Source organism: Alloalcanivorax marinus, from assembly GCF_016785095.1.
GTDB classification, from domain to species: domain Bacteria; phylum Pseudomonadota; class Gammaproteobacteria; order Pseudomonadales; family Alcanivoracaceae; genus Alloalcanivorax; species Alloalcanivorax marinus_A.
The window spans coordinates 226107-243888 of record NZ_JAEKJB010000008.1 but is presented as its reverse complement, the minus strand read 5'-3'; the positions used below and the strand labels follow the sequence as shown (position 1 = coordinate 243888).

General features: G+C 63.1%; 16 protein-coding genes. 10 read left to right on the top strand and 6 right to left on the bottom strand.

Going from position 1 to position 17782, the window contains the following annotated elements; genetic code table 11:
* Positions 1 to 71 precede the first annotated feature (71 nt).
* The 7 genes from JF515_RS08130 (at position 72) to JF515_RS08100 (ending at position 9478) form a co-directional block, all read left to right on the top strand.
* Positions 72 to 1001, top strand: a complete 930-nt coding sequence (locus tag JF515_RS08130) for a tRNA dihydrouridine synthase (protein WP_238400939.1) — start codon at positions 72 to 74, stop codon at positions 999 to 1001.
* Between the two features lie 163 nt (positions 1002 to 1164).
* Positions 1165 to 1422, top strand: a complete 258-nt coding sequence (locus JF515_RS08125) for a DUF4212 domain-containing protein (protein WP_203102941.1) — start codon at positions 1165 to 1167, stop codon at positions 1420 to 1422.
* Positions 1423 to 1441: 19 nt separating this feature from the next.
* Complete coding sequence (locus JF515_RS08120) at positions 1442 to 3238, top strand: sodium:solute symporter family protein (RefSeq protein WP_203102939.1); 1797 nt, start codon at positions 1442 to 1444, stop codon at positions 3236 to 3238.
* Between the two features lie 101 nt (positions 3239 to 3339).
* Positions 3340 to 5154, top strand: coding sequence for a DUF294 nucleotidyltransferase-like domain-containing protein (locus JF515_RS08115; RefSeq protein ID WP_203102937.1), 1815 nt, complete (start codon positions 3340 to 3342; stop codon positions 5152 to 5154).
* A gap of 7 nt (positions 5155 to 5161) precedes the next feature.
* Complete coding sequence (locus JF515_RS08110) at positions 5162 to 5749, top strand: 3'-5' exonuclease (RefSeq protein WP_203104495.1); 588 nt, start codon at positions 5162 to 5164, stop codon at positions 5747 to 5749.
* 32 nt (positions 5750 to 5781) lie between these two features.
* Positions 5782 to 6003 (top strand): hypothetical protein, encoded by a 222-nt coding sequence (locus JF515_RS08105; RefSeq protein WP_203102935.1) that lies wholly within the window; start codon positions 5782 to 5784, stop codon positions 6001 to 6003.
* Between the two features lie 7 nt (positions 6004 to 6010).
* Positions 6011 to 9478 (top strand): hybrid sensor histidine kinase/response regulator, encoded by a 3468-nt coding sequence (locus JF515_RS08100; protein WP_238400938.1) that lies wholly within the window; start codon positions 6011 to 6013, stop codon positions 9476 to 9478.
* An 11-nt stretch (positions 9479 to 9489) separates the two neighbouring features.
* On the opposite strand, the gene JF515_RS08095 is transcribed toward JF515_RS08100, so the two are convergent.
* The 5 genes from JF515_RS08095 to JF515_RS08075 all read right to left on the bottom strand — a co-directional run bounded on the left by JF515_RS08095 (position 9490) and on the right by JF515_RS08075 (position 13378).
* On the bottom strand, positions 9490 to 10140 hold the full coding sequence (locus tag JF515_RS08095; protein WP_203104493.1) for a response regulator: 651 nt from the start codon (positions 10138 to 10140) through the stop codon (positions 9490 to 9492).
* A 332-nt stretch (positions 10141 to 10472) separates the two neighbouring features.
* On the bottom strand, positions 10473 to 10871 hold the full coding sequence (locus tag JF515_RS08090) for an ectoine synthase (RefSeq protein ID WP_203102931.1): 399 nt from the start codon (positions 10869 to 10871) through the stop codon (positions 10473 to 10475).
* Between the two features lie 86 nt (positions 10872 to 10957).
* Positions 10958 to 12262 carry a diaminobutyrate--2-oxoglutarate transaminase gene (gene ectB / locus JF515_RS08085; RefSeq protein WP_203102929.1) on the bottom strand — a complete coding sequence of 435 codons (1305 nt, stop codon included), beginning with the start codon at positions 12260 to 12262 and terminating at the stop codon, positions 10958 to 10960.
* Between the two features lie 41 nt (positions 12263 to 12303).
* On the bottom strand, positions 12304 to 12846 hold the full coding sequence (gene ectA, locus JF515_RS08080; protein ID WP_203102927.1) for a diaminobutyrate acetyltransferase: 543 nt from the start codon (positions 12844 to 12846) through the stop codon (positions 12304 to 12306).
* A gap of 4 nt (positions 12847 to 12850) precedes the next feature.
* On the bottom strand, positions 12851 to 13378 hold the full coding sequence (locus tag JF515_RS08075; RefSeq protein ID WP_203102925.1) for a MarR family winged helix-turn-helix transcriptional regulator: 528 nt from the start codon (positions 13376 to 13378) through the stop codon (positions 12851 to 12853).
* Positions 13379 to 13629: 251 nt separating this feature from the next.
* On the opposite strand from JF515_RS08075, the gene JF515_RS08070 reads away from it, so the two are divergent.
* Both JF515_RS08070 and JF515_RS08065 read left to right on the top strand, forming a co-directional pair.
* A complete protein-coding gene (locus JF515_RS08070; protein WP_203102923.1) occupies positions 13630 to 14223 on the top strand; it encodes a TRAP transporter small permease in 594 nt (197 codons plus the stop codon).
* 39 nt (positions 14224 to 14262) lie between these two features.
* A complete protein-coding gene (locus JF515_RS08065) occupies positions 14263 to 15546 on the top strand; it encodes a TRAP transporter large permease (RefSeq protein WP_203102921.1) in 1284 nt (427 codons plus the stop codon).
* A gap of 125 nt (positions 15547 to 15671) precedes the next feature.
* On the opposite strand, the gene dctP is transcribed toward JF515_RS08065, so the two are convergent.
* Positions 15672 to 16691 carry a TRAP transporter substrate-binding protein DctP gene (dctP, locus tag JF515_RS08060; RefSeq protein ID WP_203102919.1) on the bottom strand — a complete coding sequence of 340 codons (1020 nt, stop codon included), beginning with the start codon at positions 16689 to 16691 and terminating at the stop codon, positions 15672 to 15674.
* Positions 16692 to 16858: 167 nt separating this feature from the next.
* On the opposite strand from dctP, the gene JF515_RS08055 reads away from it, so the two are divergent.
* Complete coding sequence (locus JF515_RS08055; protein WP_238400936.1) at positions 16859 to 17761, top strand: tetratricopeptide repeat protein; 903 nt, start codon at positions 16859 to 16861, stop codon at positions 17759 to 17761.
* Positions 17762 to 17782: the final 21 nt, after the last annotated feature.

Below are 17782 nucleotides of genomic sequence, written 5' to 3'. Positions count from 1 at the left end.
TCTATGGCGTTTCGCTTGCGATACGGGCGGGGTCCCTCGCCGGCACCGCCACGCTGTTATACTCCGCGCCCATGAAACTGATCCTCGCCCCCATGGAGGGCCTGGCGGACTATTGGGTACGCCGGGCGCTCACCGATGTTGGCCATTACGACTGGTGCGTCAGCGAATTCGTGCGCGTCAGCGGCATGCTGTTGCCGCCACGGGTCTTTTATCGCTGGTGCCCGGAATTGCGCGATGGCGCGCGTACCCGGGCCGGTACGCCGGTGCATCTGCAGCTGTTGGGGTCCGACCCGGCCTGTATGGCCGACAATGCGACGCGCGCCGTGGAACTGGGAGCGCCGGCCATTGACCTGAACTTCGGTTGCCCGGCGAAGACCGTGAACCGCCATCGCGGCGGCGCGGTACTGCTGGATGAGCCGGAGCTGGTGCACGCGGTGACGGCGGCGGTGCGGCGGGCGGTGCCGGAGCCCGTTCCGGTATCGGTGAAGATGCGTCTTGGCAACGCCGATGATGCCCGTGCCCTGGATAATGCGCGGGCCGTGGAGGACGCCGGCGCCGCCTGGCTCACCGTGCACGGACGCACCAAGCGTCAGGGATACCGACCGCCGGCTTATTGGGATCGCATCGGCGCGATCCGCGAGGCGGTGTCCCTGCCGGTGATCGCCAACGGTGAAATCTGGAATGTCGAGGATGCGCGTCGCTGCCAGCGCGAAAGTGGTTGCCCGGACCTGATGCTGGGCCGGGGCGCGGTGGCCGATCCTTTGCTGGTGCGAGCAGTGCGCGGCGGTGCCCCGGCGAGCTGGCCCGAGGTGCTGGCGGTGCTGGGGGATTTCGGCGAGTCGATTTTCGATACCGGCACCGAGCCGCAGCTGTGCGGCCGCGTGAAACAATGGCTCAGTTATTCTCGCCGCCGCTGGCCGGAGGCGGCGGCGCTGTTGCAGAGCGTTAAGCGGGAAACCCGCATTCGCCCCCTGGTGGCGACCCTTCACCGCACGGCCTGAAGCCGCTCCTGCCGTTGCCGCCTTCGACCTTCGTCGAACCTCCGCCGGGCTGGAGCCCGCGTCAGCCGGGCCTTCGACTAAAGTCATACTGTGGCGACCCACCCCTTTGTTTAGTCTTCCTGGCAGCAAGAGTTTTACCGTCAGTACGCAGAGGGGTAAACCAATGAGAGAAGAAAACGCCCGCGCCTACTGGGCCGCCAACGTGAAGTTGATCCTGAGTTATCTGGTCGTGTGGTTCGTCGTGTCCTATGGCTGCGGCATTCTGCTCGCCGATGTGCTCAACAACATTCAGTTTTTCGGTTTCAAGCTGGGTTTCTGGTTCGCACAACAAGGCTCGATCTATGTGTTCCTGGCGCTGATCATCATGTATGCGCGCTCGATGAACAAACTGGATCGCAAATTCGACGTCCACGAAGAGTAATAACAAGAGGACCGGAAAAATGGATGTTCAACTGCTCACCTATATCTTCGTGGGCGCGTCGTTCGCGCTCTATATCGGCATCGCGATCTGGTCGCGGGCCGCGTCCACGAAGGACTTTTATGTCGCCGGCGGTGGCGTGTCGCCGATCGCCAACGGTGCCGCTACCGCGGCGGACTGGATGTCGGCGGCCTCGTTCATTTCCATGGCGGGCATCATCGCCTATGCCGGCTACGATGCCTCGGTGTATCTGATGGGCTGGACCGGTGGCTATGTGCTGCTGGCGATGTTGTTGGCCCCTTACCTGCGTAAGTTCGGCAAGTTCACGGTGCCGGATTTCATCGGTGACCGTTATTACTCCAACGTCGCCCGCACGGTGGCGGTGGTCTGCGTTATTTTCGTGTCGTTCACCTACGTGGCCGGGCAGATGCGCGGTGTCGGTATCGTGTTCGCCCGCTTCCTGGAAGTGGATGTGAACCTGGGCGTGATCATCGGCATGGCGATCGTGTTTTTCTACGCGGTGCTGGGTGGCATGAAGGGCATTACCTATACCCAGGTGGCGCAGTACTGTGTATTGATTTTCGCCTTCCTGGTACCGGCGGTGTTCCTTTCCATCCTGATGACCGGTCATGTCCTGCCGCAAACCGGGTTTGGTGCCACGGTGCTTGATGCCGCCGGGAATGACACCGGCGTGTATCTGCTCGAACGGCTTGATCAGATCGTCCAGGATCTTGGCTTCGGCGCCTACACCGACGGTAGCAAGAGCACCATTGATGTGTTCTTCATCACCGCGGCGCTGATGTGTGGCACCGCCGGCCTGCCCCATGTGATCGTGCGTTTCTTCACCGTGCCCACGGTACGTGACGCTCGTATCAGCGCTGGCTGGGCACTGTTCTTCATCGCCCTGCTGTACACCACCGCGCCGGCGGTGGGCGCGTTCGCGCGCACCAACCTGATCGAGACCGTCAACAACGCCGAATACGAGCAACTGCCGGAGTGGTTCTACAACTGGGAGAACTCCGGGCTGATCGGCTGGCTCGACAAGAACGGCGACGGCCGCGTGCAGATGGCCGCCGGCGACCCCTTCCAGGGCAAGCCCAACTTCGCCGGTGATCGCAATCAGACGGCCGGTGATTTCGGCCAGCGGGTGGTCACCAATGCCCCCACTGATAATAAATCCGAGGTCTATATCGACCGCGACATCATCGTGCTGGCCAACCCGGAAATCGGCAATCTTCCGGCCTGGGTGATCGCGCTGGTGGCGGCCGGTGGCGTGGCGGCGGCGCTGTCCACGGCGGCCGGCTTGTTGTTGGTGATCTCATCGGCGGTATCCCATGATTTGCTCAAGAAGACCCTGAAGCCGGATATCACCGAGAAGCAGGAGTTGATGGCCGCCCGGCTGGCCGCCATCGTGGCGATCTGTATCGCCGGCTACTTCGGGATCAATCCACCCGGGTTCGTGGCCCAGGTGGTGGCGTTCGCCTTCGGGCTCGCCGCGGCCAGCTTCTTCCCGGTGATTCTGATGGGCATCTTCTACCGTCGCATGAACAAGGAAGGGGCGATCGCCGGCATGGCGGTGGGCCTGATCTTCACCTTCTCCTACATCGTGTACTTCAAGTTCGTGTCGCCGGAGCTGAACAGCGCCGAGCACTGGCTGTTCGGGGTGTCGCCGGAAGGCATTGGCACCGTGGGCATGATCCTCAACTTCCTGGTGGCTTTCCTGGTGTCCCGCGTGACCGCGGCGCCGCCGGAGGAAATCCAGCACATCGTCGAGGATATCCGTGTACCGCGGGGCGCCGGCCAGGCCCACGCCCACTGACGCGCGATGACCCAAAACGGAGTAAAGTGAAAATCGGGGCGGCGCCTGGCGTCGCCCCGATTGCCGTTATGGAGGCCCCCGCGCGGGCGGGGTGAATCGCCATGATTGATGTGGATTTCGAGCAACCGCCGTTCTCATTGCTGGACGAAGGGCAGCGCGGGCGCCTTAAGGCGGCCATGGAAATGGCTTACTTCGAGGCCGGCGAGGTTTTGCTGGAGGCACGCCACCCGGCGCCCTCCGTATATCTGGTGCACAAGGGCGCGGTGCTGGAACTGGACCCGACCCTGCCGGCGGACGCGGGTCGCCTTGGGGTATATACCGCCGGGGATCTGTTCGGCGCCATGAGCGTGCTCAATGGCCGCAGCCGTTACCGTTTCGTCACCGAGGAAGAAACCCTCTGTTATCTGATCCCCGCCGAGCTGTTCAGGACCCTCTGCGAGGAACAGCCGGCGTTCGCGGATTACTTCCGGCAGCGGCTGGCGAGCAAGAACCGGCTGCTGGCCGAGCGCCGGGAAGGCGGCGTCACCATGGCCGGCTTCATGCTGGCGCGGGTCAACCAGTGCATGCGTGAGCCGCTGATCCTGCCCAGCGGAGGCACCGTCCAGCAGGCGGTGGCGGCGCTTAATGAGCGCCAGGTGGACAGCCTGCTGGTGGAGCGCGACGGCCATGTGGGCGTGATCACCAAGACCGACCTGCTGCGCGGCTTGGTCAACGAGGGGCTGACCCCCGCCTCGCCGGCGTTGTCACTGGCCACCTTCGAGTTGATCAAGGCGCCGCCGGAGGAGTACCTGTTCGCTGCCCTGGTAAGCATGACGCGCAGTCGCGTGGAGCGGGTGGTGGTGATGGAGGGCCGCAAACCGGTGGGCGTGGTGGAGCTTACCGATGTGCTCAGCTTTTTCTCCAGCCGCTCCTACGTGGTGGGCCTGGAGGTGGAGCGCGCGGACAGCCTGGAGGCGCTCTCCCTGGCCAGCGCCCGGTTGCCGGAACTGGTGCGGGCCTTGATGGCCCAGGGCGTGAAAATGCGCTTCGCCATGGATCTTCTGGCCGCTCTCAATGGCCGCATCATCAGCAAGGCGTTCCAGTTCGTGGTGCCCGAGGCAGACCAGGAACACGGCTGCCTGCTGGTGTTGGGCAGCGAGGGGCGCGGCGAACAGATTCTCAAGACCGACCAGGACAATGCATTGATTCTGGATGATGCCGCCGACTGGCCGGAGCGTGATGAATACATGCGCCGTTTCACCGAGACGCTGCTGTCGCTGGGGTATCCGCGTTGCCCGGGCAATATCATGGTGTCCAACCCGGACTGGGTGGGTTCGGTATCGCGCTGGCGCGAGCAGATTTCCCGCTGGGCCGGGCAGGGAGATGACGCGGCGATGATGAACCTGGCGATTCTGATCGACGCCCATCCGGTGGCGGGCCGGACGGAACTGGTGGCTGGGCTGCGCGAGGCTTTGTTCCAGCGCTGCAGTGGCGACCAGATCCTGCTGTCGCGATTCGCGCGGCCATCGCTCAAATTCTCCACGCCTCTGAACTGGTTCGGCGCGCTTAAGAAACCGGACCAGGGCATCGATATCAAGAAGGGCGGGCTGTTTCCGGTGGTTCACGGGGTACGCTCCATGACCCTTGAGCAACGGATCGAGGAGACCGGCACCCTGGCGCGGCTGGAACGGCTGGTCGACGCCGGACAGATGGAGGCGGCCTTCGCCGAGGAGTTGGGCGAGGCCATGGCGCTGTTTTCCGAGCTGCGCCTCAAACAGCAACTGATGCGCCTGGAGGGGGAGGCCGGTGATTTGCCCGGCAACCAACTGCAGGTGGAGCGGCTCACCGCTCTGGAGCGGGACCTGCTGCGGGATTCGCTGCAGGTGGTCAATGAATTCAAGAAACGCCTGTCCCGGCGTTTCCATCTGGAATATTGAGGTGGCGATGCTGAAAAGGCTGGTACAGAAGCGCCGGCATGGTAACGGCCCCCACGGTCATTTGTTCGAGACGCCGGATGGCAGTGAGCTGATGGCGCTGGATTGCGAGACCACCGGCCTGGACCCGCGCCGCGCGGAGCTGGTGTCGGTGGCGGCGGTGCCGATCCGGGGTGGCCGGGTGTGCGCCGGCGCCGCCCTGGACCTTCATATGGCGCCGCCGCCCAGTCTGGATGGCGAGTCGATTTGTATTCACCGTTTGCGCGGAGTGGATCTGGCCGGAGGCCTTGAGGTGGACGAGGCCCTGGAGCAGTTGCTGGCGTTCGTCGGCAACCGGCCCCTGGTGGGCTGGTGCCTGGATTTCGATCTGGCGGTACTCAATCGCTACCTGCGTCCCCGGTTGGGGTTCGCTCTGCCCAATCCAGTGGTGGAGTTGTCTGATCTTTATCGCAAGCGTGAGCGCTATCGCAGCCCGGAGGCGCTGCCGGATCTGCGTTTCGAGAAAGTGGCCGGTAAGCTGGGCGTGCCGGTGATCGGCCGTCATACCGCTCGCGGCGACGCCACCACGGCGGCGCTGATGTACCTGAAACTCAAGTAGCGGTCCGCGACGGTCCGCCGGGGAGAATAACAATGCAATATCTGCAAGGCGCCTTGTTGCTCGGCGGCCTGCTGTTGGTGGCGCTGGCCTACGGCCGCTACATCCGGCGTACCGGTGACTGGTCCGGCGTGCTGCGTTTCTGGGCCAGGGGCATGGCTCTGTCGGTGGTGGAATTCAAGATCCAGCGTGCCGGGCTGATGGTGCTGATGCTGGCGGTGGTGGTACGGTTCTGCCAGGTTTTGTTTCAGTGGTGATGCCTTGTTGAGTCTATGGCAACTGGGGCTGATGGCCCTGTTGTACGTGATGGTGCTGTTCATCATCGCCTGGTGGGGCGACCGGGCGGAGCGGCGCGGGCTGCCGGTGGTGAACAACGCCTGGACCTACAGCCTGGGGCTGGGAGTGTACTGCACCTCCTGGACGTTTTATGGCGCCGTGGGCGAGGCGGCCCACAGTGGCTGGACTTACCTGCCCATCTATCTGGGCCCGATCCTTACCATGCTGCTTGGTGGTGAGCTGATCTATAAGCTGGTATCGGTGGGTAAGCAGCACCACATTACCTCGATCGCCGACTTCCTGGCGGCGCGCTATGGTAAATCCCGGCAACTGGCGGTGCTGGTCACGGTGGTGGCCATCGTCGGCGTGTTGCCTTACATCGCCCTGCAGCTCAAGGCGGTGACCCTGTCCTTCGAGCATGTGGTGGGAGTCAGCGCCACGCCACCGTTGGATATCGCCCTGGCGGTTTCGGCCTTGATGGCGGTATTCACCCTGCTGTTCGGCACCCGCCATATCGACGCGACGGAACACCAGTCCGGCCTGATGCTGGCGGTCAGCTTCGAGTCCTTCATCAAGCTGGTGGCGTTCGTGATCATGGGGCTGTTCTGCCTGTTCGTGGTGTTCGAGGGGCCGGCGGACCTGTGGCGGCGGGTGATGGCGGCGCCGGATTTGCGCGCCACCTTCGAGCCGGCGCTGTTCTCGCAGAACTTCGTCACCGCCCTGTTGCTGTCGATGCTGGCGATCCTGTGCCTGCCGCGCCAGTTTCATGCCGGGGTGGTGGAAAATAATGACATCCAGCACCTGCGCAAGGCGCGCTGGCTGATGCCGTTGTACCTGGCGCTGTTCGCCGTGTTCGTGCTGCCGATCGTGGCCGCCGGGCTGCTGACCCAGCCTCACTCCGGGTCCGCGGACATGTACATGCTGTCGTTGCCCATGGCGGCCGGCAACAACGCCATGATGCTGCTGGCGTTTATCGGTGGTATCGCCGCCGCCACCGGCATGGTGATCATGTCCACCATGGCGCTGGCGATCATGCTCACCAATGAGGTGCTGATGCCGGCCTGGGTGCAGTACCGCATCCAGGGCGATGAGGAATTGTCCGACCTGAGCAACCAGGTGCGCCTGCTGCGGCGGCTGAGCATCGTGGTGCTGCTGGCCCTGGCGTTCGTGTTCCATATCATGATCGACCGTTTCGAGGGCCTGGCTCGCATTGGTTTGCTGTCCTTTGCCGCCGTGGCGCAACTGGCGCCGGCGTTGATCGGCGGCCTCTACTGGCACCGTGGCCACCAGAGTGGCGCCTTCGTCGGGCTGATCGTCGGTTTTCTGGTGTGGGCCTATTGCCTGTTGCTGCCTTTGCTGCTGCCCATGGAGTGGGTGGATTACCTGAATAGCCATGGCCTGTTCGGCCTCGGGTTGCTGCGCCCCTATGCGCTGTTCGGTATCGAGGGCCTGGCACCGCTTACCCATGGCGTGTTCTGGAGCCTGAGCCTGAACCTGGTGGCCTATGTGGCGTTCTCCCGGCGCGCCCGGCATTCGCCACTGGACGAGACTCAGGCCACCCGCTTCGTGGACACGCCCACGGACTGGTGGCGGGAAGGCATGGGCCATCCGTTGATCACCACCGGCGAGCTGCTGCAGGTGTGCGAGCGCGGGCTGGGGCACCCCCGTGCCCGGCCGCTGTTCTTCGATTACCTGCATCGCCGACAGATTTCCGAGGACCCGTCCCTGCCGGCCCCTCTGCACCTGGTACGTTACGTGGAGCGGCTGCTGGCCGGTGCCATGGGTGCCTCCACCGCGCGCATCGTGATGGGTTCTCTGCTCAGCAAGCAGAGCGTGCGCCGCGATGACATGGTGCGCATCATGGATGAGGCGTCGCAGCTGATTCAGTTCAACCACCAGTTGTTGCGCACCACCATCGAGACCATCAGTCAGGGTATTTGCGTGGTGGACCGGGACCTGAACATCGTCGCCTGGAACCAGGCCTACGTGAATCTGTTCGGCTACCCGGAAGGGTTTATTCGCCTGGGCCGGCCTATTGAGGAAGTTTACCGTCACAACGCGGAACGCGGCTTTTACGATGGCCGGGACCTGGAACAGGATGTGCGCAAGCGGGTACAGCTATTGCGCGAGGGCAGTGCCCACAGCTTCGAGCGGGAGCTGCCCAATGGCGTGATCGTGGAGGTGCGTGGCAATCCCATGGAAGGTGGTGGCTTTGTCAGCACCTACATGGATATCACCGAGCGTAAGCGCGATGAGATCGCTCTGCGTCAGATCAACGAGAACCTGGAGCAGATGGTCTCCGAGCGTACCCGGCGACTGTCCGAGGTGAACAGCCAGCTCGAGCAGGCCAACGAGGGCAAGACCCGTTTCCTGGCCGCCGCCGGCCATGATCTGATGCAGCCGCTCAACGCTGCCCAGTTGTTCGCCTCGTCGTTGTCCCAGCGGCTTGGGCAACGCGATGGTGAGTTCGGTTACGAACGTCAGGTGCTGGGGCACATCGACAGTTCCTTGCGCGCCGCCGAGCAGATTATTTCGGCGTTGTTGGAAATCAGCCGCCTGGACACCGGCACCATGCAGGCCAACCCCGCTACCGTGGCGGTGCGACCCCTGATGCAGCAGCTTGGCCAGGAATTCAGCGTGCTGGCCAGGGCCGAAGGGCTTTCCCTGCGCACCGTGTACAGCGATCTCTACGTGCGCACCGACGAGGCACTGCTGCGCCGGGTGCTGCAGAATCTGCTGTCCAACGCCGTCCGCTATACCGAACGGGGCAGGGTGTTGTTCGGCTGCCGGCGGCGTGGCGACACCCTGCGTATCGAGATCTGGGATACCGGCCCGGGTATCCCCGAGGACCAGCAGACCAAGGTGTTCCACGAGTTCATGCGGCTGCCCCAGCAGGGGCGCCGGCAGGTCAAGGGGCTGGGGCTGGGGCTGGCGATTGCGGACCGCATCTGCCGATTGCTGGGCCACCGCATCACGGTGCAGTCCTGGCCCGGCAAGGGCACGGTGTTCTCGGTGTACGTGCCGCTGGCCGGGGCGGCGGCGGTGGAAGAGACCACCCCGATCCCGGCCCCGGCACTGGAAGATCGCCATGATCTGGCCGGCACCCGCGTGTTCTGCGTGGACAATGATCCCGCCTTGCTGGCCAGCCTGGAAGCCTTGCTGCGCGCTTTGGGCTGCGAGCCGGTCACCGCCGGCTCCCGGGAGGAGGCCCTGCGCAAAGCCCATGGCCAACCGGAACCGGACCTGCTGCTGGTGGATTACCAACTGGATGGTGGCGAGACCGGTTTCCAGGTCATCGAAGCCCTGGATGGTTATTGGGAGGACGTGGTACCGGCGATGCTGATCACCGCGGATCGGCGCGCCGAGGTTCAGGCCCGGGCGCGGGAAAAGGGCGTTGGTTTCCTACAGAAGCCGGTCAGCGAGGAGACCATTCTCAATGTCCTGCGCGGGCTGTAACCGTAACGGCGTTATTCCAGGCCCGGCGGTTCGATGGCGAGGTCCTTGAGTGCCAGCACCGCCTGGGTACGGTTGCGCACGCCGAGCTTGCGGAAGATCGCCGTCATGTGTGCTTTCACGGTGGCTTCGGAAACCTCCAGCTCGTAGGCGATGACCTTGTTCTGCATGCCTTCCATGAGCATGCCCATGACCCGGAACTGCTGCGGCGTGAGGCTGGTGATGCGTTCGCGCATGCCGGCGAAATCGCCGGGCTCGGGAGGAAGGGGGCGACGGGCATAGTCCGGTACCCAGAGCTCGCCGTCGATGATTCTGGAAAGTGCCCGGGTCATGTCGTCCACGGACGCGGACTTGGGAATGAACCCGTCGGCGCCGAACTGGATGGAGCGCTGGATCACGTCCAGGGCCTCGTTGGCGGAGATCACCACCAGCGGCACCTTGTTGTACAGCTCACGCAGATAGATCAGGCCGGAAAAGCCATGGGTGCCGGGCATGTGAAGGTCCAGCAGGATCAGGTCGAAGGGCACCTGATCCTCGCCCAGGCGTTCCAGGGAGGCCAGGGAATCCGCCTCGAAAATGTCGGCGTGTTCGAAGCTCACGTCCACGGCCTGGCGCAGCGCGGCACGAAAAAGGGGATGGTCGTCGGCGATCAGTATTTTCATTATTGGGGCCTGTGACTCGTTGTCCCGGCAGTATACACGGCGGAAGCGGGCCTGCCGCCGCCGGCCTTCGGCAAAGTGATCCGATGGGCAAAAAAAGAGAGGGCCCCCCACCAGGGAGGGCACCGTGGAAACTCTCCGGAGCCATATTGTCGGAGCAAGGCAAGGTTGTCACCCGGTGCGCGGCGGGTTCCCCGACCGCCGCGTTGGTGCGGTTACTATCCAGGAACGCCCGCCGCCCCTGAATTAGACCTTGGTCGCAGAAAACCGACCGTGTGCCGAACACAAAAAAGCGGAGCCTTGAGCTCCGCTTTCGGGGGCGTGACGAACGCTGGCGATCAGTCCAGGTCAGCGGGATAGACGCCGTTTTCGTCGTGTACTTCCTTGCCGCTCAACGGCGGTGTGAAGGCACAGGCCACCACCATGTCCTCGTCCTCGCCACCGTACAGGTAGTGCTCGTCGTGCTGGTCGAGCAGGTAGATGGTGCCCGGGGTCAGCTCGTACACGTCGCCGGTATCGACCATCTCGATCTTGCCCTTGCCGGACATCACGTACACCGATTCCCAATGGTTGGCGTATTTGATGTGGGTCTTGGTGCCCTTGAAGATGGTGGTGATGTTGAAGGAGTGGCCCATGCCGTCTTCCTTCAGGGACAACCGCACGGATTGCCAGTTGCCATTCTCGGCCACCACGCGGCGCTCGGTTTTTTCGGCTTCCGCCAAGGTGCGAACGATCATCGACTACCTCCTGAACATTCTGAAACGCTGAAAGGGTAAATAGGGAAAACGGGCCGGCCACCCGGGGTGGCCGGCTCGGACGGGGTTCAACCCGCCAGGCTGGATACGGAGTGGGCGTCGCCGCGTTTGATGCGGTCCTTCATGACCTCGGCCACGCTTTCCTTGATCACGTCCATGGCGTGGTGCAGCTCTTCCTCGGACACGGTCAGCGGGCACAGGGTCTTGATTACCTGGTCGTCGGCGCCGGAGGTTTCGATCACCAGCTTGCGCTTGAACGCCGCCTTGGTGATTTCCTCGGCCAGCTCGCCGTCGCGGCATACCAGGCCCTGCATCATGCCCCGACCGTTCAGGTAGAACCAGTGATCATCATAAGCGCCGGCGATGTCGCGGAAGCGCTCGGTGATGATGTCGCCCTTCTTCTGCACTTCCTTGGCGAAGCTGTCATCGCTCCAGAAATGCTCCAGTGCCTTGGCGGCGGTGGCGAAGGCCAGGTTATGGCCACGGAAGGTGCCGTTGTGCTCGCCGGGTTTCCACTGGTCCAGTTCCGGCTTAAGCAGAACCACCGCCAGTGGCAGGCCGTAGCCACTCAGTGACTTGGACAGGGTGATGATGTCCGGCTTGATGCCCACGTCATCGAAGCTGAAGAAGGTCCCGGTGCGGCCGCAGCCGGCCTGGATGTCGTCCAGGATCATCAGCATGTCGTGCTTGCGGCACACGTGCTCCAGGTTACGCAGCCACTCGAAGCTGGCCGCGTTGATGCCGCCTTCGCCCTGCACGGTCTCGACGATCACGGCGGCCGGGTGGTCGATGCCGCTGGAGGAGTCGCACAGCACTTTGTCCAGGTACTGGGTGGTGTCGAAGGCATCGCCCAGGTAACCGTCGTAGGGCATCACGCTAACGCCGCCCATGGTCACGCCGGCGGCGCCCCGGTGGTGGCTGTTGCCGGTGGCGGACAGCGCACCCAGTGTCACCCCGTGGAAGCCGTTGGTGAAGCTGATGATATTCTCGCGGCCCTTGATGTTACGGGCGATCTTCAGCGCCGCTTCCACCGCGTTGGTGCCGGTGGGCCCGGGGAACTGAACCACGTGGTCCATTTCGCGCGGCTTGAGAACGTATTCGTCCAGTGCTTCCAGGAACTGGCGCTTGGCCACGGTGTGCATGTCCAGGCCGTGCACGATGTAGTCGTTCTCGATGTAGTCGAGCAGCACTTTCTTCAGGACCGGGTTGTTGTGGCCGTAGTTCAGGGTGCCGGCGCCGGCCAGGAAGTCCAGGTAGGCGATGCCTTCCTCGTCGTACAGGTAGCTGCCCTGGGCTTTCTGAAAAACCACCGGGAAGCTGCGTGCGTAACTCTGCACTTCGGACTCAATATTCTCGAAAATTTCCGTATCCATGGCTCTGTCTACCTCGCTAACTGTCTGGTCGAATTCCGGGTTCAGGCGTCGTCCCGATTGAACGGGCCGATGCGCAGCAGGTGTTCATCGTTGTGCTCACCCGCGAAGTGGATGCGTGAATCGAAGAGGATGAACTCCTCGGTGGGCATCCGCCGTTCATAGGCAAAGCTGCGGAACATGCCCCAGGACGCTTCATTGTCCGGGGTGATGGTGGTCTCGATGAACTGCACGTTTTCCGTTTCATCGCGATGGATGAGGTGGTCCAGCATGCGCTTGGCGAGACCCTTCCCGCGTGCCTTCTCGTGCACCGCCACTTGCCATACGAACAGGGTGTTCTGCTGTTTGGGCGGGATGTAGCCGGAGATGAAACCCACCAGATCACCGTCCATTTCCGCGGCCACGGAGGTATCCGCGAAATGGGTGCATTGCAGCAGATTGCAGTACACCGAGTTCTCGTCCAGCGGCTTGCACTCCGCGATCAGCTTGTGCACCCGCGCGCCGTCCTGACTTTCGGGCTTGCGGAGAATGATGTCGTCTTTGTCGTCAGCGGAAGATGAAGCCGCTTTTTTGTCGTCTGCGAGCATGATGTCACTTCTGGTCGGTTTCGAAGGAAGAGTCGGCGCGCCGGCGACCCGCAGTGGGCTGTACGCGATCGATGGCGCCCAGATCCAGCACCGGGGAGGCGTCGATATCGCCGGCGTTCATCATTGCCGCGACCCGCTGCAGTGAACTGAGAATCAGGGATTGTTCCCAGTCCTCCAGGTGCGAGAAGCGCGACATGAATTCGTCCTGCAGCGGCGTCGGCGCGCGCTCCATGATGTCGCGTCCGGCGTCGGTCAAATAAGCATAAACCCGCCGTTTATCCCGTTCACCCCTCTTGCGCTCGATCAGCCCGCGCTTTTCCAGGCGGTCGAGGATGGTGGTGACGGTGGCCTGGCTGACCGATACCTCGGTGGCGATATCACCCATGGTCATCTCGCCCTGGGACGCGATGGCCTGGAGGATCAGCAGTTGCGGCGCGGTGAGGCCGGCGACCTTGCTCAGCTTGCGAGAGTAGAGGTCGGTGGCGCGAATAATCTGGCGTAGGGCAATCAGCACTTCGTCGTGTCTGGCCATGGTCGTTAATTCTCTGGTTAACAAACCAATGTGACCGTGTGAAGACAAGGTCATTTTGATGTGAAAGCAGCGTTTGTCGAATGAATAACGGCCATGGCCGGGATATTCCTTGCGATCAGTGGTAGGCTAGTTTAGAGGTATAATATTTAGATGTCAAAGTAGTTATTGGCGGTGAGCGGTGTCCTTCCGCAACAGGCCGACATGCCGCCGTTGCGTTGATGAAAGGTAAACAGTGTGGTTGTATTGGGCCGATGAAGTTCGCGTTTAAAGGATTGCTTGCCGTCCTCGCGGTGCTCGACCGGACCATTGGCGTGCTTGAGCGCCTGGTGATCGGCGCCACCGTTCTGGTCATGGCGCTGTTGATGAGCGCCCATGTGGTGGGCCAGTTGATCTTCGACAAGGGGATTCCCGGCACCTACGAAGTCACCGAGATGCTGATCGTGGTGATGACCTTCGTGGGGGTCAGTTACGCTGCCCGTCACGCCCGCCATATCCGCATGTCCGCGCTCTACGAGCAACTGCACGGTGCCCCTCGCAAGGGCCTGCTGATGCTGATCTGTGCCGGCACCGCCGCCTTGATGTTCTATTTCGCCTGGAAATCCGGCCAGTACGTGGTGGACATCCACGACCGTGGCCGGGTCAGTTCATCCCTGGGCATGCCCATGTGGATCGTCTACCTGGCGCTGCCCGCCGGGTTCGGCCTGGCCGGTATCCAGTATCTGCTGACCCTGGCCCGCAATGCCTTGACGCCGGGCATCTGGCGCTCGTTCAACGAACGGGAAACCTATTCCGACGTGCCAGTGCACGGGGTGGAGGCGGGGGGCGAGTATGACGATCGCGCCTGAACCACTGTACCGCCATCATCGCCGGGGGGGAGGTCCCGCATGCTGATCGTTCTTGCCCTGATCATGCTCGTGCTGCTGTTGCTGGGCTACCCGATGATGGTGCCGCTGGCGGTGGGCACCCTGTTCATGATGTTCTCCGGCATGACCTTCTTCGGCCCGGAGCAGGCGGTAACCTGGATGATCACCGGGGTCGGCAGCTGGGTGCTGGCGGCGGTGCCGATGTTCATTTTCGCCGCTGATATTCTCACCAAGGGGCATACCGCCAACCGCCTGCTGGATCTGGTGGATGCGTTCAGCCGCCACTGGCGCGGCGGGTTGCCGATCACCACGGCGGCGGGCTGCGCGGTGTTCGGCGCGGTGTCCGGTTCCACCCAGGCGACCGTGGTGGCCATGGGGGGGCCGATGCGTCCGCGCTTGCTGGCCAAGGGCTATCCCGACAGCTTCGCGCTGGCGTTGATCATCAATGCCAGCGACATTGCCCTGCTGATTCCCCCGAGCATTGGTTTCATCGTCTATGGCGTGGTGATGGGCACTTCCATTGGTGACCTGTTTCTGGCCGGCATCCTGCCTGGCATTCTGGTTTTGCTGATGTTCGCCGCCTATTGCTGGGTGGGGGCCCGTCTCAAGGGTATTGAGCCGGAGCCCCGGGCCAGTTGGGACGAGCGTTTCAAGGCGATACGCCGGGCGATTCTGCCGCTGGGTTTCCCGGTACTGGTGGTGGGCGGCATCTACCTGGGCTTTTTCAGCGCCGTGGAGGCGTCCGCCGTGGCGGTGGCCTATGCGCTGCTGCTGGAGGTGGTGATTTACCGCAAGGTGAGCCTTCGCGATCTGGGTGGTCTGGCGTTGTCCTCGGGGATGATCACCGCCGTGGTGTTCATTCTGGTGGCGGTCGGTGCCGCTTTCTCGCATACCCTGGGCACCGCCGGCGTGCCGGAGCAGTTGCTGGGGCCGGCCATCGAGGCCATTGGCGACAACAAGACCGCCGCCCTGGCGCTGATCGCGGTGGCTTTCTTTATCGGCTGCATGTTCGTGGACCCGATCGTGGTGATCCTGATCCTGGTGCCGATCTTCAAGCCGCTGGTGGAGTCCGCCGGGCTGGACCCGGTGCACGTGGGGGTGATCGTTACCCTGCAGGCGGCGATCGGTTCCGCGACGCCGCCGTTCGGTTGCGACATCTTTACCGCCATCGCGGTGTTCCGCCGGCCCTATATGGACGTGATTCGCGGTACGCCGCCGTTCATCCTGATGTTGATGCTGGCCACGGTAATCCTGATTGCCTACCCGCAGATTTCCCTCTGGCTGCCGTCTTTGGGCAGCTCCTGACGGACGGGGCGCCGCGCCTTTCGGTAAATCCGTTGTGCCGCTTCGAGGTAGCGTCCCGGTCGTTCCTACAGCAATTCCAAAGCCCGGCGCGGGGCCGGGCTTTGGGGGCGTGGTGGGAATGGGGACTATTTGCCGCCGGCCTGTTTGAACGCCTTGAGCAGGATATTCAGGGACTGCTCGCCGCGCTCGCCGACCTCGTCGATGTAGGTCTGGCGCACCGGCTTGGCCAACTTGCGAAAGGCGTCCCGCTGGGCGTCGTCGAGCTCGATGATGGTGATGTCGCTCTTCGACTTGATGGTTTCCAGGCGCTCCTGGTTGAACCGGGTCTGCATGTCGTGGCCGGCCTGAACCAGGCGGGTGGTGACCTGGTCGAGCATGGCGCGCTGCTCGTCGGAGAGACCGTCGTACCAGTCGGCGTTGCCCATCAGGGTGGCCACGAACTGGGACTGGCGGGCGAAGATCATATGGCTCTGCACTTCGTAGAACCCCATTTCCTCATGGGCGAATACCGGCTGAATGTTGGCGTCCGCCTGGCCTTGTTGCAGCGCGCTGTACAGTTCGCCGTAGGCGATGGTGGTGGGGGAGGCGCCATAGGCCTGATAGGTGGTGCGCAGCAGGCTGTTGTCCATTACCCGGATCTTCAGACCTTTCATGTCCGCGGGGGATTGGATCGCCTGGTCGGCGGTCCAGACCTGATAGCCCTCGGGCAGCTCGGCCAGCGGCACCAGGTCGCGCTGGCGGAACGACTGCTGCCAGGCCTCGCTTTTCAGAAAGCCGTCGCTGTTGAGCACCTTGGCGGTTTCCAGCTGGTCGGCGGGCATGATGAAGTTGAGGTTGAGGAGCTGGCTTTCGGGGACGGTGCCGCCGAGGGCGCCGGAGCCGAAGCCGAGCTGGATGGCGCCGCCCTGGACCGCGTCGTAGAGGGCGGAATAGGTGGAGCCCCAGGTGCCATAGGGCAGCAGCTGCACGGTGATGTCGCCGCCGCTTTTCTCCTCGACCAGCTCCTTGAACTGCTCCGCGTAGCGGTGCTGAACGCTGCCTTCGATTTCTTCCAGGCCGATGCGCCAGGTTTCCGCGCTGGCGCCGGCGCTGAACGCCAGTAAGCCGAGCGCGGCCACGGCGCCCATGAGTCGTTGCTTTCTCATGAAACTCCTTGATGGTGGCATTCGGGGGTCAACTCACTACATTGCATACGGCCAGGCCTGTCAAGGCGTGGTGGTTCGCGTTCACGGCTTTCAGGCTGGCGCCGACCGGGGCTTAATGCCACCATACGCCGGCGTATCGGTAACCTATTGGTAAAGAGGAAAGGGTCTTGTTCAAGCGATGCCTGAAGGCGGTGATCTGGGGATTGTGGCTGACCATGAGTGTGGGCGCCGCGGCCCAGCAGGAGCCCGCCGAACCGCGTCCTGAAGCGGAGAGCGAGATCGAGAAGGGGCCGGTGATTTCCCAGTTTCGGGAGAACTGGATTCTCGGTGAATTGCGCTCCATCCGGCAGGACATGATGGAGTACCGCAACGACATGAACCGTATCGTCACCGACCGCGAGCTGGAGGTGGCGGACAAGGCCATGGGCTACGCCACCAATACGGTTACCTATTTCTTCTATCTGATCGCCGGTGCCGCCTCGATCCTGGCCCTGGTGGGCTGGTCCACGATCCGCGACCTGAAGGACAACATCCGTGTCTACGCCGAGAAGGAAATGTCCCGGCTGACGGTGGAATACGAGTCGCGGCTGGCGGACCTGGAGCAGGAGTTGCGCCAGAAGTCCCGCACCATCGCCGAGAACCAGGAAGAGATCGAGCGCACCAACGAGATCCACAGCCTGTGGCTGAAAGCCACCAAGGAAGGCAGCTACAAGGAGAAGATCGAGCTTTACGACCGCATCCTCGAGCTGCGCCCGGACGACCCGGAAGCGCTCGCCTGGAAAGCCGACGCCGCCCTGGAGCTGGGCGAGCAGCGCTGGGCGCTGAGCCTGTGCGACCGGGTGCTGGAGGTGGACGAGGACAACGCCCATGCGCTCTATCAGCGCGCCTGCGCCTGGGCCGGGCTGGGGGAAACCGACAACGCCCTCAACGACCTTCAGCAGGCGGTGAGCATTTCCGATGCGTTGCGCCGTCACGCCCGCGCCGAGGAGATGTTCGTTCCGTTGCGTGAAATGGACCGTTTCCAGGAATTGGTCGGCGGCCCCGAGGACGACCTGGACATCACCCTGTAGCGGGTTTATAGACCGGGCCTG

Excerpts from the sequence above, each read along its gene's own strand:
- JF515_RS08130 (WP_238400939.1), top strand. The coding sequence starts at position 72 with ATGAAACTGATCCTCGCCCCCATGGAGGGCCTGGCGGACTATTGGGTA.
- JF515_RS08125 (WP_203102941.1), top strand. The coding sequence starts at position 1,165 with ATGAGAGAAGAAAACGCCCGCGCCTACTGGGCCGCCAACGTGAAGTTG.
- JF515_RS08120 (WP_203102939.1), top strand. The coding sequence starts at position 1,442 with ATGGATGTTCAACTGCTCACCTATATCTTCGTGGGCGCGTCGTTCGCG.
- JF515_RS08115 (WP_203102937.1), top strand. The coding sequence starts at position 3,340 with ATGATTGATGTGGATTTCGAGCAACCGCCGTTCTCATTGCTGGACGAA.
- JF515_RS08110 (WP_203104495.1), top strand. The coding sequence starts at position 5,162 with ATGCTGAAAAGGCTGGTACAGAAGCGCCGGCATGGTAACGGCCCCCAC.
- JF515_RS08105 (WP_203102935.1), top strand. The coding sequence starts at position 5,782 with ATGCAATATCTGCAAGGCGCCTTGTTGCTCGGCGGCCTGCTGTTGGTG.
- JF515_RS08090 (WP_203102931.1), bottom strand. The coding sequence starts at position 10,871 with ATGATCGTTCGCACCTTGGCGGAAGCCGAAAAAACCGAGCGCCGCGTG.
- ectB (WP_203102929.1), bottom strand. The coding sequence starts at position 12,262 with ATGGATACGGAAATTTTCGAGAATATTGAGTCCGAAGTGCAGAGTTAC.
- ectA (WP_203102927.1), bottom strand. The coding sequence starts at position 12,846 with ATGCTCGCAGACGACAAAAAAGCGGCTTCATCTTCCGCTGACGACAAA.
- JF515_RS08075 (WP_203102925.1), bottom strand. The coding sequence starts at position 13,378 with ATGGCCAGACACGACGAAGTGCTGATTGCCCTACGCCAGATTATTCGC.
- JF515_RS08070 (WP_203102923.1), top strand. The coding sequence starts at position 13,630 with ATGAAGTTCGCGTTTAAAGGATTGCTTGCCGTCCTCGCGGTGCTCGAC.
- JF515_RS08065 (WP_203102921.1), top strand. The coding sequence starts at position 14,263 with ATGCTGATCGTTCTTGCCCTGATCATGCTCGTGCTGCTGTTGCTGGGC.
- dctP (WP_203102919.1), bottom strand. The coding sequence starts at position 16,691 with ATGAGAAAGCAACGACTCATGGGCGCCGTGGCCGCGCTCGGCTTACTG.